Genomic DNA, 15,025 nt, shown 5'->3' with positions numbered 1-15,025 from the left:
ACCGCCGCCGCCCTCCCCTCCCCCGCTCCGGCCACCGCATCCCCCGCTCCGGCCACCGCACCAGCCACCGCACCAGCCCCCGCACCGAGAGGAGCCCGCCCCGACATGCGGCTCTACCTGCTCGCCCTCAACCCCACCGACTCGGTCACCCAGGGCTTCCTCCCGGCCGCCGCCCGGCTCGGACTCGACGTCACCGTGCTCACCGACCACGCCGGTCCCCACCGGAGCGCCTACGCCGGCCTGGCACGCGTCCCCGAGGTGCTGGAGTGCGACGTCCGGGACTTCCGCGAGGTCGTCGGAGTGATCTCCCGGCACCGGGCCACCGACGCGCCCGCGGCCCCGCCCGGCGGCGACCGCACCGCGTCCGACCCTGCCGGGGCACCGGGCGCGGCCTTCGCCGTCTTCAGCAACAGCGACCACCTGCAGACCCAGACCGCCCTCGCCGCGGAGTACTTCGGGCTCCCGGGCAAGGACTGGAAGGCCACCCTGCGGGCCAAGAACAAGGGCCAGCTCCGCCGCCACCTGGCCGCCGCCGGACTGGACACCGTCCGCTCCGTCGAACTCCCGGCGGGCCGGGACCCCTCCGTGCTGCGCGAGTCGGACCTCACCTTCCCCGTCGTGGTCAAGCCGCGCGAGGGCGTCGCCAGCGAGGACGTCTCGCTGGTCCCCGACGCCGCGGAACTGGTGCGGCGCTGCGCCGAGATCCAGCACCGGCGGGGCGGCGAGGCGCTGGTCGTCGAGGAGTTCCTGGAGGGGCCGCTGCACACCCTGGAGACGCTCGGCGACGGGCGGCGGCGGCACGTCCTCGGCGGGTTCCGCACCAGGCTCTCCGCGCCCCCGCACTTCATCGAGGAGATGCTGGAGTTCGTCCCCGCACACCCGCCCGCCGTGGTCGCGCAGGTGCTCGCCCAGCTCGACGCGACCGGCGTCGGACTCGGCGCCTGCCACACCGAGTTCGTCGTCCAGCCGGACGGCCGCGCCCGGATCGTCGAGGTCAACTACCGCGCCATAGGCGACCAGTGCGACCTCATGCTCGCCGAACTCCTCGGCATCCCGCTGTTCGAACTCGTCCTCGCCGTCCACCTCGGCCGCGAACTCCCCGCCGACCTCGGCGAGCGGTGCGCCGCCGGTGCGCTGCGCGGCCGCAACGAGCCGGTCTGCGCCGACCGGGCGGGCACCCTCAGCGCCGCCCCCGCCCCGCACGACGAGCGGCGCGACGGCGTCCGGCTCGCCTACCGGCCGCTGCGCGCGGTCGGCGAACGCCACGAGCACTACCGCACCAACCGGGACTACCTGGGCGTGGTCTGGGCGGTCGGCCCCGACCAGGCCGCCGTGGACACCGCCGTCGCCCGGTTCATCGCCGAAAACCGTTGGGAGATCACCCCGTGAACACCTCCGCCTCCGACCGGCTCGCGCTGCGCGTCCTGTCCGCCCTGCTGCGCGAGGACGTGCTCGGGCTGCGCACCCGAGGAGTGCCGGAGGAACGCGCCGACGGCCCGTGGCTGCTGAGCGCCGAACGCGCGGTCGCCGTGCCGGTCGCCCCCGACGGGTTCCAGAGCGAGTACGCGGCCAGGCTCCCCTCGATCGACCTGGACGGCCGCCGGGTCACGGGTGCCGAGGGCATCCTGGCATCGCTCGCGCCCCTCGCCGAGGAGGAGGACCGGCCCGGCTGGGAGGCGTTCGCCGAGGAGTGCCGGCAGACCCTCGCCGCCATGGAGCTGCACGAGCGGGTCCGGGGCGAGGTCCACAGCACGCTCACCGACCTGTACGGCGCCGACCCGGCCCACTGGACCGGGCCCGCCGCAGCCCTCGGCCTCGACACCCTCGCCGCCTACCTCGACCACCCCGTCTACCCGACCGCACGCGGCCGCTCCGGCTTCAAAGAGGAGCAACTCCGCTCCCACGCACCGGAGTTCCACCCGGCCTTCGAGCTCCGCTGGCTCGCGCTCCCGGTCGGCACGCTCACCCGGCACGGCGACCGGCCGCTGCCCTGCTGGTGGCCCACCCCGAGCTGGCTCGGCCTCGCCCTGCCCGGCGGCGACCGGGCCTGGGAGACCCTCCCGGTCCACCCGCTCACCGTCGGCGCACACCTCGACGAGGCCCTGCGCGCCACCGGCCTGGCGGACCGCGCGGTCCTGGCCAGCCGGCCCTACCTGACCGTCGTCCCCACCCTGTCGATGCGGACGGTCGCCGTCGCCGACGACCCCTCCCACCACCTCAAGCTGCCGCTCGCCACCGCCACCCTCGGCCGGCTCAACCGCCGCACCATCAAGCCCGGCACGCTCCGCGACGGCGCGGCCGGCCAGCAGCTGATCGAGGCCGTACTGGCCCGCGAACCGCGGTTCGCCGGGCGGATCCTGCACGCCGACGAGCAGACCTGGGCGCACGCCGGGCACGAGCTGCTCGCCGTCCTGCTCCGCCGCTACCCGACGGGGCTGGAGCGGTCCGTCACCGTCCCGCTCGCGGCCCTGCTCGCCCCCTCACCCGGCCACGCCGGCTCCGGCGATCACGGCGGTCACGGCCCGCTCGTGGTGGACCGTCTCGCCGACCGGTTCTTCGACGGCGACCCGGTCGCCCTCTACGACGCGCTGCTGGAACCCCTGCTCGACTGGCACACCACGCTCTTCGGCTACGGCATCGCCCTCGAATCGCACCAGCAGAACACCTCGCTCGTCCTCGACGAGCACGGCGGCCTGCGCCTGCTCTACAAGGACGACGACGGCCCGCGCCTGCACACCGCCCGGCTCGCCGCCACCCTCGGCGACCCCGCCCCGGCCGTGGCGGAGTTCGACGACGCCCGGATCCTCGGGACGGACGACCGGCCGCTCACCGACCTGTTCGCCACCATCACCGGCCACCTCTGCACCGGCGCCCTGGCCTTCGGGCTCGCCGCCCACGGCCGGGCCGAACTGGCGACCCTGCTGGCCCTGTTGCGCCGACGGCTGACCGAGGCGGTCGACCGGATCGGTCCCGCCGGCGCACCCCTGCGCGCCGCCCTGCTGGACACCGAACGGCTGCCCGTCAAGGCGATGGTCACCGCCGGCACCCTGCTCAGCAAGCAGCGCTCAGGCGCCGCCGACATCAACAAGCACTACACGACCGGCCCCAACTACCTGCTGCCGTCCCCGCAGGGCGCCACCGCACCGGGCGCCGCCCGATGACGGCCGCGGCCACGGGCACCGGGGCCTCGCCCCGGGTCCACCCGCAGCGGCAGTATGTGCTGATGGCCGTCCTGCCGCCGACCGTCGCCGGCCCTCCCTCCCCGCTGCCACCGCTGCCACCGCTCGTGGCGGTCATACCGCCCACGCCGACGCCGTGGCCGCACCCGGCGCCGTTCACCGGGCCCTCCGGCGCTCCCCGGCGCGGCCCCGACGACCGCACCGCCGACCGCCCCGGCCCCGGCAGCAGCGGCCCCGGCAGCGGCCGCAAAGCCATCGCACCGGTCAGCACCACCGCCACCGCACCGGCCACCGCCGCGGACGACGCGCCCGACCTCCCCCTCCGCCACCGTTGGAGTCGCCCATGACCCACGAACTGCCCACCGCCGACCACGCGGTGACCCACACCCTGCTCAACTGCCTGCTGCGCGAGGTCTCCGCACCCGAACACCAGACGGCCGTCACCGGCGGCCGCCTGCTGATCCGCCTGCCCCGGCGCGGCGCCCAGCTCCGGATCGCGCTGCGCCGCACCTCACTGCTCGGCGCACACCGGTTCAGCGGCCCGGTCGAGGAGGAGCGGACCGACGGTTGGGCAGAGTTGAACTGGCACGAGCTCGCCCGGTACGTCCAGGGCGAGCTCGAACTGCGGACCGGGACCGTCAACGACGAGTTCCTCCCCCAGCTGACCTCCAGCCACCAGGCCGTCCGGACGGCCCTGACCGACCGCCCCGAACCGGGACCGGACCGCTACCTGGAGTCCGAGCAGGCGCTGCTCCTCGGCCACCGCTTCCACCCCGCGCCCAAGTCCCGCTCCGCCGAACGCGGCGACTGGCGCGCGTACGCACCGGAGACCCGGGCCGCGTTCCGGCTGCGCCACCTCGCCGTCCGGAGCGAGCTGACCGCCGGCACCTCCACCGACCCGGACGTCACCCACCTGCTCGACGGACTCGCCCCCGTCCCCGCCGGCTACCGGCTGCTGCCCGCCCACCCCTGGCAGTACCAGCTCATCGAGGACCACCCCTTGCTGCGCGGCGCCCTGGCCCGCGGGGACGTGCTGGACCTCGGCCCCGGCGGCACGCCGTTCGCCGCCACCGCGTCCGTGCGGACCCTCTACGGGGCGGACGCGTTCCTCAAGTTCAGCCTCAACGTCCGGATCACCAACTGCCTGCGCAAGAACGCCGCCTACGAGCTCGCCGGCGCGGTCGCCCTGACCCGGCTGCTGGCCCCGGTCCTGGCCGACCTCTCCGCACGCTTCCCGAACGCGGCGATGCTCCGCGAACCGGCGTTCCGCACCCTCGCCCTGCCCGGCGCCGACGGCCAGCCCGACCGGGCCCTGTACGAGGGGTTCGGCCTGATCGTCCGCGAGGGGTTCGGCGGCGTGCTGCGCCCCGGCGTCACCCCGCTGCTGGCCGCCGCCGTCGCCGACGAGTACCCGACCAGCTCGGCCCACGTCTCCCGGCTGCTCGGCGACACGAACGACGAGAACGGCGGGCACGACCGGCACGAGGGCACCGGCCGGCACGGCGGGAGCGCCGGGCCCGGCGTGACCGGGGCGGACGGCGCCACCGGGGCGGGCCGGGCGCTCGACTGGTGGACCGCCTACCTCCGGCTGCTCGTCCCGCCGGTGCTCGCCGCCTACTTCGACCACGGCGTGGTGCTCGAACCGCACCTGCAGAACGTGCTGATCGGCGTGGACCAGGCCGGCCGCCCCGCCCAGGTGCTCTTCCGCGACCTGGAGGGCACCAAGCTCGTCCCCGACCGGCACGCCGCCCTGCTCGACTCCCTGCCGCCCGAGGTCGCCCGTGCCCTGGCCTACGACGCCGAACGCGGCTGGGACCGGGTGGTCTACTGCCTGCTGGTCAACCACGTCGCCGAGCTGCTCGCCGCGATCGCCGACCTGCACCCGGCCGTCGAGGGCGCGCTCTGGGAGGCCGTCCGCCGCGTCCTGGAGGAGTACGCCGCCGCCCACGGCGACCCGCCCCGGCTGCGCGCGCTGCTGGCCGGCGTGCCGCTGCCGGCCAAGGCCAACCTGCTCACCCGCTGGGAGCGCAAGCGCGACCGCGAGGCCGGGTACGTCCGGCTCCCCTCCCCGCTGGCCCGCTCCGTCCTCGCGGAGGCCGCCCGCGTCCCGCGCGCCGTCCAGGCCCCGCCCGTCCCCGCCGGAAGGACCCGATGACCGCCACCGAGCCGGTCCGCCGCCACGTCGCCGACCTGGCCCCGGACCAACTGCCCTGCTACGTCTACGACCTGGCGGCCCTGCGGTCGCATGCGGCCGCCGTCCGGGCCGCGCTGCCCGAGCGGGTCGAGCTGTACTACGCCGCCAAGGCCAACCCGGACGTGCCGGTGCTGACCGCGCTGCGGTCCGCCGTGGACGGCTACGAGGTCTCCAGCGGCGGCGAGTCGGCGCACGTCCGGGCCGCGGTGCCGGACGCCCCGCTGGCCTTCGGCGGCCCGGGCAAGACGCCCGCCGAGATCGCGGCCGCCGTCGACGCGGGCGTGCACCGCTGGCACGTCGAGAGCGAGCAGGAGCTGCACCGGCTGGCCGCCGCCCTCGCCGACCGGCCGGACGCGGCGGTGGACGTGCTGCTGCGGGTCAACCTGCCGGTCGGGGGCGGGGCGCTGGACTCGGTGGCGCTGGCGATGGGCGGCCGGCCCACGCCGTTCGGGCTGGACCCGGTCCGGGCCGAGGCCTGCGTCCGGCTGCTCACCGATCCGCTCGGCCCGCTGGGCCCGGTCCGGCGGCGCCTGCGGCTGCGCGGCGTGCACGCCCACCTGGCCAGCGGGCTGGCGGCGGCGGAGCAGCTGGCACTCGCCGACCAGATCGTCGGCTGGTCGGCCCGGCTGGCGGAGCGGCACGCGTTCGGGCTGGACGAGGTCAACGTGGGCGGGGGCATGGCCGTCGACTACGCGGACCCGGCCGCCCGCTTCGACTGGACGGCGTTCGGCGAGGGGCTCGGCAAGCTGCTCGACCGGCACCCGGGCCTGACCCTGCGGATCGAGCCCGGCCGGGCGCTCACCGCGTACTGCGGCTGGTACGCCACCGAGGTGCTGGACGTGAAGCGGAGCCACGGCGAGGACTTCGTGCTGGTCCGCGGCGGCACCCACCACCTGCGCACCCCGGCCACCCGGGGTCACGACCAGCCGTTCACCGTCCTGCCGGTCGAGTCCTGGCCGCACCCGTGGCCGCGCCCGGCCGTGACGGGGGGCCGCGCCACCCTGGCCGGCCAGCTCTGCACCCCGAAGGACGTCCTCGCCCACGCCGCCCCGGCCGCGGCCGGCCTCCGGGCGGGGGACCGGGTGGTGTTCGACATGGCCGGGGCCTACGCCTGGAACATCTCCCATCACGAGTTCCTGATGCACCCGCGCCCGGGGTTCCACCACCTGGGGTGACGACCGGCGACCGACCGGCGACCGGCGACCGGCCCGCGACGCACAACGGTCGACGGAGGGCCGGACTCGGCGACGCCGACGGCGGGTCCCCGCCGGCGGCCTTCGGGTGACGGGTGGCGACGCCTGTCACCCGAGGGCCGTCCGGAGGCCGTCCGGGACGTCGTCCGGGACGGCCTCCGGAGGCCGCGGGCCCGCCCACCCCGTGGACGGGCGCGGGCCCCCACCGCACTGACGTGCGAAAGTGGTAGCCGGTGAAGGGAGCGGGCACGTGCTGATGGACAAGGTGGCGGAGATCCTCGTCGAGGCCTCGGCCGAGGTGGTGGAACCCCGGTTCCGGGCGCTCGCCGCCGGCGAGGTGATGGAGAAGGCCCCCGGCGAGGTGGTGACCGTGGCCGACCGTGAGGCGGAGGTGATCATCGCCCGGCGGCTGCGCGAACTGCTGCCCCTCCCGGTGGTCGGCGAGGAGGCCGTCGCCGCCGACCCCGCCCTGGCCCTGGCCCTGCACTCGGAACCCGCCGTCTGGCTCGTCGACCCGGTGGACGGCACGTCGAACTTCATCGCCGGCCGCCCCGAGTACGCCGTGATGGTCTCCCTGGTGCGCGCCGGCGAGACCGTCGCCTCCTGGATCTGGCAGCCCTCCACCGCGACCTCCTACACCGCCGAACTCGGCTCCGGCGCCTGGCGCGACGGCCACCGCCTCACCCGCTCCCCCGCCGCCGCCGATCCCGGCAAGTGGCGCGGTGCGGTGAAGAGCCGCTTCCTCGACCCCGACCGCCGCCGCCTGGTCGAGGCCAACACCAGCGCCTTCGGCGAGATCACCGCCGGCCGTCACGCCGCCGGCATCGAGTACCCGGACGTCGCCGAGGGCGCCCTGGACTTCATCCTCTACTGGCGGACCCTGCCCTGGGACCACGCGCCAGGATCCCTGCTGGTCACCGAGGCCGGCGGCGTCTCCGCCCGCCTCGACGCCACCCCCTACCGCCCCGAGGCCCCCGGCTGCGAGGACGGCCTCCTCGTCGCCGCCGACCCGGCCACCTGGGAACGCACCCGGGAGATCCTGCTCACCCGCTGAAAACCCGGAGGACGGGCCGCCGGGGCCCTCCTAGAATCTCGATCATGTATCCGAGACGACTGGTCGCGCTGCTCGTCGGCGCCCTCGCCGTGACCACCGCCTGCACCGGCGCGCAGGACCCCGACCCGGCCGCCGCCGACCGGGCCGCCTCGTCCTCCCCCTCCGCGGAGGACGAACCGTACCCGGAGCCCACCCCCGTCACGGTGGGGGCGCTCACCTCCGCCGAGCTCCAGGGCGGCTGGTGGAACTGGGCCGCCTCGACCGGCGAGGCCCGCAACCCGATCACCGACCAGGACGGCCACCTGTGCGCCCAGGGGCAGGCGGAGGACGTCTGGCGGCTGGCCGGCACCCGGGGCGGCGCGGCCCGCCGCACGTGCACCGTCCCGCTCGGGCTCCCGGTGGTGTTCCCGATCGTCAACACCTTCGGCGAGGCCTCCGACTGCCTGGAGTTCATGGACGGGGCGCACGGGAGCGCCACCCTGGACGGCAGGGCCCTGAAGGCCGAGGAGCTCGGCGCGACCCCGATCGACCTGGGCACCCACGACGGCAACCCCTTCACCGGGGTCGAGGACCACTTCCACACCTGGTCGTGCGGCCTCTGGGTGCGGCTGGAGCCGCTCCCGGCCGGCAGCCACGAACTGAGCTTCCAGGGCGGTTCGGGCTCGTTCAGCACCTCGGTGGACTACCACCTGGAGGTCGCCAGGCCCGTGCCCGCCGGCGCCGTCTGACCCGGGGGCACGGCCCGGCGCTCACCCGTCCCGCCCGGCTCACCCGGCCCGCCCGGCCCACGCCTCCCGCCCGGCCAGGACGACCTCGCGCAGCAGGGCGGTCACCTCGTCCGGCGTGGTGTGCGGGTTGAGCAGCGTCAGCTTCAGCCGGACGCGCCCGGGGCCCTCGCCCGGCAGTTCGGTCCGCCCGACCACCGCCCGGCCCTCCCGCAGCAGCAGCCGGCGCAGTTCGGCGTTGACCCGGTCGAGGGCCGCCAGGTCCGCGAAGTCCACGGGCCCCACCGGGTCCGCGGGTCCCGCCGGGCTCACGGGTCCCGCCGGCCGGGCCGCCAGCGTGCCCCTCGCGTCCCGCGGGCAGTAGCGGAACAGCAGGGCGGTGAGGACCGGTTCGGCGTGCAGCTCCAGCTCGGGATCGGCCCGGACGGCCGCGGCAGCACCCCGCGCGAGGTCGTGGCAGGCGTCGACCAGCCGGCCGAGGCCCGCCCGTCCGAGGGTGCGCAGGGTGACGGCCAGTTTGAAGGCGTCGGCACGCCGGGTGGTGCGCAGCGACTGTCCCAACAGGCTCGGGTAGCCCGCCTGTTCGTCGTCGGCCGGGTTGAGGTACTCGGCCCGGCGGGCGAGCGAGACGTACGTCTCGGCGCGGCGGACCAGGAAGACGCCGGCCGCGGCGGGCTGCCAGCCGAGCTTGTGCCAGTCCAGTGAGACGGAGTCGGCGCGGGCGATGCCGTCGAGGAGCGGCGCGAGCCGGTCGGAGAGCAGTGCGCCGCCGCCGTACGCGGCGTCGACGTGCAGCCAGGCCCCGTAGCGCGCGGCGAGGTCGGCGAGTTCGGGCAGCGGGTCGACGGCGCCGGTGTCGGTGGTGCCGGCGGTGGCGACCACGGCGACCGGGGTGTGGCCGGCCCAGCTCTCCGTGGCCATGGCGTGGGCCAGTGCGGCCGGGTCCATCCGCAGCTCCCGGTCGACGGGGACGGGGACGACGGCGCGTTCGCCGAGACCGAGCAGGGCGGCGGCGCGCTGGACGGAGAAGTGCGCGGCCCGGGAGGCGAAGATCCGGGGCGCGGCGCCGGCCGGGAGGCCGTCCAGTTCGACGATGCCGTCGAGCCGCTGGTCGCGGGCGAGCATCAGGCCCATCAGGTTGGACTCGGTGCCGCCGGAGGTGAGCACTCCGGCGGCGTGGGCCGGGTCGTAGCCGACGAGGGCGGCGAGTTCGGCGAGCAGCGCGGTCTCCAGCGCGGTCGCGGCGGGGGCCTGGTCCCAGGAGTCCTGGGAGGGGTTGAGCGCGCTGACGGCGAGGTCGGCGGCGACGGCCACGGCGAGCGGCGGGCAGTGCAGGTGCGCGGCGCAGAACGGGTCGGCGGGGTCGGCGGCGCCGTGGGCGAGCAGTTCGGTGAGACGGGCGAGCGCGTCCGGGCCGGGCTCTGTGGCGAGCGCGGCGGCGACCCGGGCGGCGACGTCGCCGGGGCTGCCGACGGGCAGCGGTCCGCCCCTCCGGGTGGCGCCGCGCTCCAGCGCGTCGAGGACCGCGGCCAGCAGCGGGCCGAGCGCGGCCGGGCCGCCGACGCCGCCGGCCAGGGCGTCGGCCCGCGCCGCCGGGGGCACCGGCCCGCCCTCCGCGGCCGCGTCCTCCCCGGCCGTGTCCCCGGCCCCGGCCCCGGTCACGCGGACCCCGCCGCGCGCGAGCCCGTGCCGCCACCGGTGCCGGGCACCGCGGCGGTCCCCTGCCCGACGCCCCCGCCGGGGGGTGCACCAGCGCCCGCACCCGCACCCGCCGCCGAGGCGGCGGCGATGGCGTCCGCGAGCCGGTCCAGCACCGCCGCCGCCTGCTCGTCGGTGAGGGTGAGCGGCGGCAGCAGCCGCAGCACCGCGTCGTGCCGCCCCCCGAGTTCGACGATCAGCCCGCGCGCCAGGCACGCCTCGCGGACCCGGACGGCGAGTCCGGGCGCGGCCGGGCGTGCCCCGCAGCCGTCCGGCGCCGCGTCGGGGTCGACCAGTTCGACGCCGATCATCAGGCCGCGCCCGCGGACGTCGCCGATCGCCGGGAGCTCCCCGGCGAGCGAGCGCAGCCGCTCGACCATCCGCGCGCCGACGGTGGCGGCCCGTTCCACCAGGCCGTGGGCGGTGACGTACCGCAGGGTGGCCGCGCCGGCCGCCATGGCGAGCGTGTTGCCGCGGAAGGTGCCGGTGTGCGCGCCGGGCCGCCAGCCGTCGTACTCCTCGCGGTAGACGACGACGGCCAGCGGCAGGCTGCCGCCGATCGCCTTGGAGAGCACCATCGCGTCCGGGACGATCCCGCTGTGCTCGACGGCCCACATCGCGCCGGTCCGGCCGACCCCGGTCTGGACCTCGTCGACGATCAGCGGGATGCCGCGTTCGGCCGTGATCCGGCGCATCGCGCGCAGCCAGTCGTCGGGGGCGGGGACGACGCCGCCCTCGCCCTGCACGGCCTCCAGGATCATGGCGGCGGGCCGGACCACCCCGCCGGAGGGGTCGTCGAGCAGGCGCTCGACGTAGGTGGCGGACAGGTCGGCGCCGGCCTCGCCGCCGACCCCGAACGGGCAGCGGTAGCCGTACGGGTAGGGCAGCCGGACGACCTCGCCGCCGCCGGGCAGCGGCTCCTTGACGGCGACGTTGCCGGTGAGCGCGAGGGCGCCGGCGGTCATGCCGTGGTAGGCGCCGGTGAAGGCGAGGGCCCCGGCCCGGCCGGTCGCGGTCTGCATCAGTTTGAGCGCGGCCTCGACGGCGTCGGTCCCGGCGGGTCCGCAGAAGTGCACCCGGGCGCCGTCGGCGAACGCGGGCGGCAGGCTCTCGAACAGGGCGGTGGTGAAGTCGTCCTTCTCGGCGGTGGCGATGTCGAGCAGGTGCAGGGGCGCGCCGCTGTCCAGGGTGCGGCGGATCGCCTCCAGCACCACGGGGTGGTTGTGGCCGAGTGCGAGGGTGCCGGCGCCGGAGAGGCAGTCCAGGTAGCGGCGGCCGTCCGCGCCCTCGACGGTCATGCCGTTGGCGCGCACCGGGACGATCGGGAACGACCGCGCGTAGGTGCGGGCGGCGGACTCGCGGACCCGCTGGCGGCGCAGGACGGCTGCGGCGGGGGCGGGAGGAGCGGCGGGCGGGGGGACGGTGGGGACGGTCGGACCGGTGGCGGGCTCGGCGGCGAGCGTCAAGGCGGACTCCCAGAAAGTTAGGTAAGCCTAACTTTAGAACGGAGACCGCCCCCACCCCGCCCCGGGGCCGCCGGAACCACCCGAATCGGTGACGGGGGGCCCGCGAGGACGGACGACCCGTCACCTCAACGACCAGTGCGGCCAAGAGGTTACGCGTCCGCCGCGGCGAGACCCGGTCACACCGGAACCGTGGGGGCGCAACCGCGACCCGGCCGCCCGTCCGGGCGACACGGTCAACCTGGAGTTGACACCGCCGGTGGTAACCTGGCCGCATGTCCGAGCCGATGGATGCCGCGCCGGCCTCACGCCCGGTGAAGAAGTACAGCGTGTCGATGCCCGAGGACGTGGCCGACGAGGTCCGCGCCATTGTGGGCAAAGGATCTTTCAGCGCCTTCGTGACGGCCGCCGTCCGCAGACAGATAGAGCGCCGACGGCTCGCCGAACTGGTCGACGACCAGATCGAGCAGTTCGGCGAGATCCCCGACACCGCACGGGCCCAGGCCGCCCGGAACTTCGAGGAAGCCGAGCGGAGGTACGAGCTATGGCTCGCCGAACAGGCGGACAAGGCCCGGGCCAGCTGAGCCGGGGCGTACTGGTACTCGACTGCCAGGGACTCGCCCTCGCCATCGACGGCGACCTTGCGATCAGCGCCCAGCTTGAGCATGCGAGGAGCCACGACATCGAGGTCGTGGTCAGCACGCTGACGCTGGTCGAAGCGATGAATCCCCAACGTCGCCAGCCCCGTTGGCAGTACGTCATCTCCAGGGTCCGCGTCGAGGAGGTCACCCGCCCGCTCACGGATCAGGCCGTCGCGCTCCTGCGCTCCGCCGGACTCCACGGCCACAAGTACGCCATCGATGCGGTCGTCGCGGCGACGGCGATGGCACAGCCGGGGCCGGTCATGCTGATCACCGGCGACATCGACGACATGGCGACGCTCTGCGACAAGCGGGTCATGCTCATCCCGGCCTGATCCCGTCCCCTCCCCCGCCCGTCCAGCGGTAGCAGAGCTCGGGGCGGCCGACGGTGCCGTACCGGGGTTCGCGGACGGCGAGGCCGGTGTCGACGAGGTGCTCCAGGTAGCGGCGGGCCGTGATCCGGGAGACGCCCGCGGCGGTGCCGGCCGCGGCGGCCGAGAGCCCGGTGCGGGTCTCTCGCAGGACGGCGGCGACGGTGGCGAGCGTGGGTGCGCTCAAGCCCTTGGGGAGAGCCGTGCGTTCGGGGGTGCGGAGCAGCGCGAGGGCCTGGTCCACCTCGTCCTGCCCGGTCGCCTCGCCGGCCCGGGCGACGGTGTCGCGGTAGCGGGCGTAGCGCTCCAGCCGGTCGTGCAGGGCGGCCGCGCCGAACGGCTTCAGCAGGTACTGGACGACCCCGGCCGACACCGCCTGGCGGACCATCGCGAGGTCGCGGGCGGAGGTGACGGCGATGACGTCGGTGGTGTGGCCGGCCGCGCGCAGGGTGCCGCACAGCTGGAGGCCGTGCCCGTCGGGCAGGTAGAGGTCCAGCAGGGTCAGGTCGACGGGCCTGCCGGCGGCACGGGCGCGGTCGAGGAAGCGCAGCGCGTCGGCGCAGCCGTGGACGGTGCCGACGGCCCGGAAGCCGGGTTCGCGCCCGACGTACAGGGCGTGGGCGGCGGCGGCCACCGGGTCGTCCTCCACCACGAGGACGGAGATCTCGGGTCGCCGCCCGGCTCCCGCCGGAGCCTGGGCGAGAGTCGGAGCCGGGGTCGGAGCCTGGGCCGGAGTCGGCGCCGGGGTCGGAGCCTGGGCCGGAGTCGGCGCCGGGTTCGCGGGTCCGTGCGCGGCCCCGTCCTGGGGCGTCCCCCGGGTCGCGTTCACGGCGCCACCGCCTCGCGCGGCCGGGGCGCCCGGGCGAGCGGGAGCCGGACGGTGAGCACGGCCCCGCGGTCCCGCCCGACCTCGACGGTGCCGCCGTTGCGCCGGGCCGCCTGGGCGACCAGGGCGAGCCCCAGCCCGTGCCCCCGACCGTCCTGCTTGGTACTCCAGCCGCGCCGGAACGCGTCGTCCACGGCCGCCGGGTCGATGCCGGCCCCGGTGTCGGCGACCCGCAGGAGGAGGTGGTCGCCGTCGATGCGCGCGGTCACGGTGACCTCCGGGGCGTCCGGGCTCCCGGCGGCGCCGGCGATCGCCGCGTCGACGGCGTTGTCGACCAGGTTGCCGAGGACGGTGACCAGGTCGCGGGCGGGCAGCCCGGGCGGCAGCACGCCGTCGTCTATAGAGCTGTCCGCGGTGAGCGTCAGCTCCACGCCCCGTTCGGCGGCCTGGGCGGCCTTGCCGAGCAGCAGGGCGGCCAGCACCGGTTCGCCGACGGCGGCGACGACCCGGTCGGTGAGCCGCTGGGAGAGCGCGAGTTCGGCGGTGGCGAACTCCACCGCCTCGCGGTGGCGGCCGAGTTCGATCAGCGAGACGACGGCGTGCAGTCGGTTCGCGGCCTCGTGCGCCTGTGCGCCGAGCGCTTCGGCGAACCCGCGCGCCGAGTCCAACTCACCGCTCAGCGCCTGAAGTTCGGTGTGGTCACGGAGGGCGATGACCCGGCCGAGGCCGGTACCGATGGTGGAGGCGTTGAGCACCACGACCCGCTCGGCGGTGAGGTGGACCTCGTCCCGGACCGGCTCCGCACCCAGCACGGCGGCGACCAGCGCCTCCGGCAGACCCAGCTCCCCGATCGGTCGGCCTTCCAGCTCCCCTTCCAGGCCCAGGAGTTCGCGGGCCGCGTCGTTGCAGAGGACCACCCGGTGGCGGCGGTCGAGCAGCACCAGCCCCTCGCGCACCGCGTGCAGGGTGGCCTGGTGGTACTCGTAGAGGTGGCTCAGCTCCGCCGGACCCATCCCGTGGGTGTGCCGCCGCAGACGGGAGTTGGCGAGGTAGGTGCCGAACCCTCCGACCGCCAGCGCGGCCACCGCGACGCCGGCCAGCGAGAGCAGCGGGTCGCGCAGCTGGGCCGAGATGGACTGCACGGTGATGCCCGCGCTCACCAGCGCGACCACCCGGTGCCGCTCGTCCAGCACCGGGGTGACCACCCGCACCGAGGGGCCGAGCGTGCCGGTGTAGGTCTCGCTGCGGGTCTCCCCGGCGAGCGCCCAGTCGATGTGGCCGAGGAAGGTCCGGCCGATCTGCTCGGGGAGGGGGTGCGTCCAGCGGACGCCCGCCGTGTCCATCACGGTGACGAAGGAGACCCCGGTGTCCACCCGCACCCGTTCGGCGTAGGGCTGCAGGACGGCGGTCGGATCGGGGCCCGAGACGGCGGCCAGGACGGCCGGCGAGTCGGCGACCGCGCGGGCGACGGCGGTGACCTGGCGGCGGGCCGCGTCCTCGGTGCGGTCGGCGGTGAACAGGTAGGCGAGCACGGCGCCGCCCGCCACCACGGCGGCGACGATGACGACCTGCACGACGAAGAGCTGTCCGGCCAGGCTGCGCACCAGCCGGCGCGGCGGGGGGAGGGTACGCGCGGACATGCCTGCCAGTGTGCACCACGGCCCGCGGCGCGCCGGCCCCT

The 15,025-nt window shown here is 76.2% G+C and carries 13 protein-coding genes; 9 read left to right on the top strand and 4 right to left on the bottom strand.

Annotation, left to right across the window (positions count from 1 at the left end; genetic code table 11):
- Positions 1–105: 105 nt before the first annotated feature.
- The 7 genes from OG550_RS29760 to OG550_RS29730 all read left to right on the top strand — a co-directional run bounded on the left by OG550_RS29760 (position 106) and on the right by OG550_RS29730 (position 8,348).
- Complete coding sequence (locus OG550_RS29760; RefSeq protein ID WP_327682723.1) at positions 106–1,389, top strand: ATP-grasp domain-containing protein; 1,284 nt, start codon at positions 106–108, stop codon at positions 1,387–1,389.
- Positions 1,386–3,161, top strand: coding sequence for an IucA/IucC family protein (locus OG550_RS29755; RefSeq protein WP_327682722.1), 1,776 nt, complete (start codon positions 1,386–1,388; stop codon positions 3,159–3,161). The genes OG550_RS29760 and OG550_RS29755 overlap by 4 nt, the downstream gene beginning before the upstream one ends.
- 62 nt (positions 3,162–3,223) lie before the next feature.
- The gene (locus tag OG550_RS29750) at positions 3,224–3,526 is read left to right on the top strand and encodes a hypothetical protein (protein WP_327682719.1); all 303 of its coding nucleotides are present in this window, start codon (positions 3,224–3,226) and stop codon (positions 3,524–3,526) included.
- Positions 3,523–5,334 carry an IucA/IucC family protein gene (locus OG550_RS29745; RefSeq protein ID WP_327682717.1) on the top strand — a complete coding sequence of 604 codons (1,812 nt, stop codon included), beginning with the start codon at positions 3,523–3,525 and terminating at the stop codon, positions 5,332–5,334. The genes OG550_RS29750 and OG550_RS29745 overlap by 4 nt, the downstream gene beginning before the upstream one ends.
- Positions 5,331–6,548 carry a type III PLP-dependent enzyme gene (locus tag OG550_RS29740; protein ID WP_327682716.1) on the top strand — a complete coding sequence of 406 codons (1,218 nt, stop codon included), beginning with the start codon at positions 5,331–5,333 and terminating at the stop codon, positions 6,546–6,548. The genes OG550_RS29745 and OG550_RS29740 overlap by 4 nt, the downstream gene beginning before the upstream one ends.
- Positions 6,549–6,822: 274 nt before the next feature.
- Positions 6,823–7,620, top strand: a complete 798-nt coding sequence (locus OG550_RS29735) for an inositol monophosphatase family protein (protein ID WP_327684240.1) — start codon at positions 6,823–6,825, stop codon at positions 7,618–7,620.
- Positions 7,621–7,664: 44 nt separating this feature from the next.
- A complete protein-coding gene (locus OG550_RS29730) occupies positions 7,665–8,348 on the top strand; it encodes a signal protein (RefSeq protein WP_327682714.1) in 684 nt (227 codons plus the stop codon).
- A 39-nt stretch (positions 8,349–8,387) separates the two neighbouring features.
- Here OG550_RS29730 and OG550_RS29725 read toward each other — a convergent pair whose 3' ends face one another.
- Entirely contained in the window at positions 8,388–9,947 is a 1,560-nt protein-coding gene (locus OG550_RS29725; RefSeq protein ID WP_327684238.1) for a pyridoxal phosphate-dependent decarboxylase family protein, read from the bottom strand.
- A 56-nt stretch (positions 9,948–10,003) separates the two neighbouring features.
- Positions 10,004–11,509 carry a diaminobutyrate--2-oxoglutarate transaminase family protein gene (locus OG550_RS29720; protein ID WP_442906095.1) on the bottom strand — a complete coding sequence of 502 codons (1,506 nt, stop codon included), beginning with the start codon at positions 11,507–11,509 and terminating at the stop codon, positions 10,004–10,006.
- Between the two features lie 272 nt (positions 11,510–11,781).
- On the opposite strand from OG550_RS29720, the gene OG550_RS29715 reads away from it, so the two are divergent.
- Together OG550_RS29715 and OG550_RS29710 are read left to right on the top strand one after the other, a co-directional pair.
- Positions 11,782–12,090, top strand: coding sequence for a hypothetical protein (locus OG550_RS29715; protein ID WP_327682712.1), 309 nt, complete (start codon positions 11,782–11,784; stop codon positions 12,088–12,090).
- Positions 12,051–12,482, top strand: coding sequence for a hypothetical protein (locus OG550_RS29710; RefSeq protein WP_327682710.1), 432 nt, complete (start codon positions 12,051–12,053; stop codon positions 12,480–12,482). The genes OG550_RS29715 and OG550_RS29710 overlap by 40 nt, the downstream gene beginning before the upstream one ends.
- On the opposite strand, the gene OG550_RS29705 is transcribed toward OG550_RS29710, so the two are convergent.
- The gene (locus tag OG550_RS29705; protein ID WP_327684235.1) at positions 12,469–13,182 is read right to left on the bottom strand and encodes a response regulator; all 714 of its coding nucleotides are present in this window, start codon (positions 13,180–13,182) and stop codon (positions 12,469–12,471) included. The genes OG550_RS29710 and OG550_RS29705 overlap by 14 nt on opposite strands.
- A gap of 161 nt (positions 13,183–13,343) precedes the next feature.
- Entirely contained in the window at positions 13,344–14,984 is a 1,641-nt protein-coding gene (locus tag OG550_RS29700; RefSeq protein ID WP_327682708.1) for a sensor histidine kinase, read from the bottom strand.
- Between the last annotated feature and the right edge of the window lie 41 nt (positions 14,985–15,025).

The organism is Kitasatospora sp. NBC_00458, from assembly GCF_036013975.1.
GTDB lineage: Bacteria > Actinomycetota > Actinomycetes > Streptomycetales > Streptomycetaceae > Kitasatospora.
The sequence above is the reverse complement of the archived record's forward strand: the minus strand, read 5'-3'. Positions and strand labels throughout refer to the sequence as shown.

What these genes read in the sequence shown, in the direction of transcription:
- OG550_RS29760 (WP_327682723.1), top strand. Translation starts at nt 106, where the DNA reads ATGCGGCTCTACCTGCTCGCCCTCAACCCCACCGACTCGGTCACCCAG.
- OG550_RS29750 (WP_327682719.1), top strand. Translation starts at nt 3,224, where the DNA reads ATGGCCGTCCTGCCGCCGACCGTCGCCGGCCCTCCCTCCCCGCTGCCA.
- OG550_RS29745 (WP_327682717.1), top strand. Translation starts at nt 3,523, where the DNA reads ATGACCCACGAACTGCCCACCGCCGACCACGCGGTGACCCACACCCTG.
- OG550_RS29740 (WP_327682716.1), top strand. Translation starts at nt 5,331, where the DNA reads ATGACCGCCACCGAGCCGGTCCGCCGCCACGTCGCCGACCTGGCCCCG.
- OG550_RS29735 (WP_327684240.1), top strand. Translation starts at nt 6,823, where the DNA reads ATGGACAAGGTGGCGGAGATCCTCGTCGAGGCCTCGGCCGAGGTGGTG.
- OG550_RS29730 (WP_327682714.1), top strand. Translation starts at nt 7,665, where the DNA reads ATGTATCCGAGACGACTGGTCGCGCTGCTCGTCGGCGCCCTCGCCGTG.
- OG550_RS29715 (WP_327682712.1), top strand. Translation starts at nt 11,782, where the DNA reads ATGTCCGAGCCGATGGATGCCGCGCCGGCCTCACGCCCGGTGAAGAAG.
- OG550_RS29710 (WP_327682710.1), top strand. Translation starts at nt 12,051, where the DNA reads ATGGCTCGCCGAACAGGCGGACAAGGCCCGGGCCAGCTGAGCCGGGGC.
- OG550_RS29700 (WP_327682708.1), bottom strand. Translation starts at nt 14,984, where the DNA reads ATGTCCGCGCGTACCCTCCCCCCGCCGCGCCGGCTGGTGCGCAGCCTG.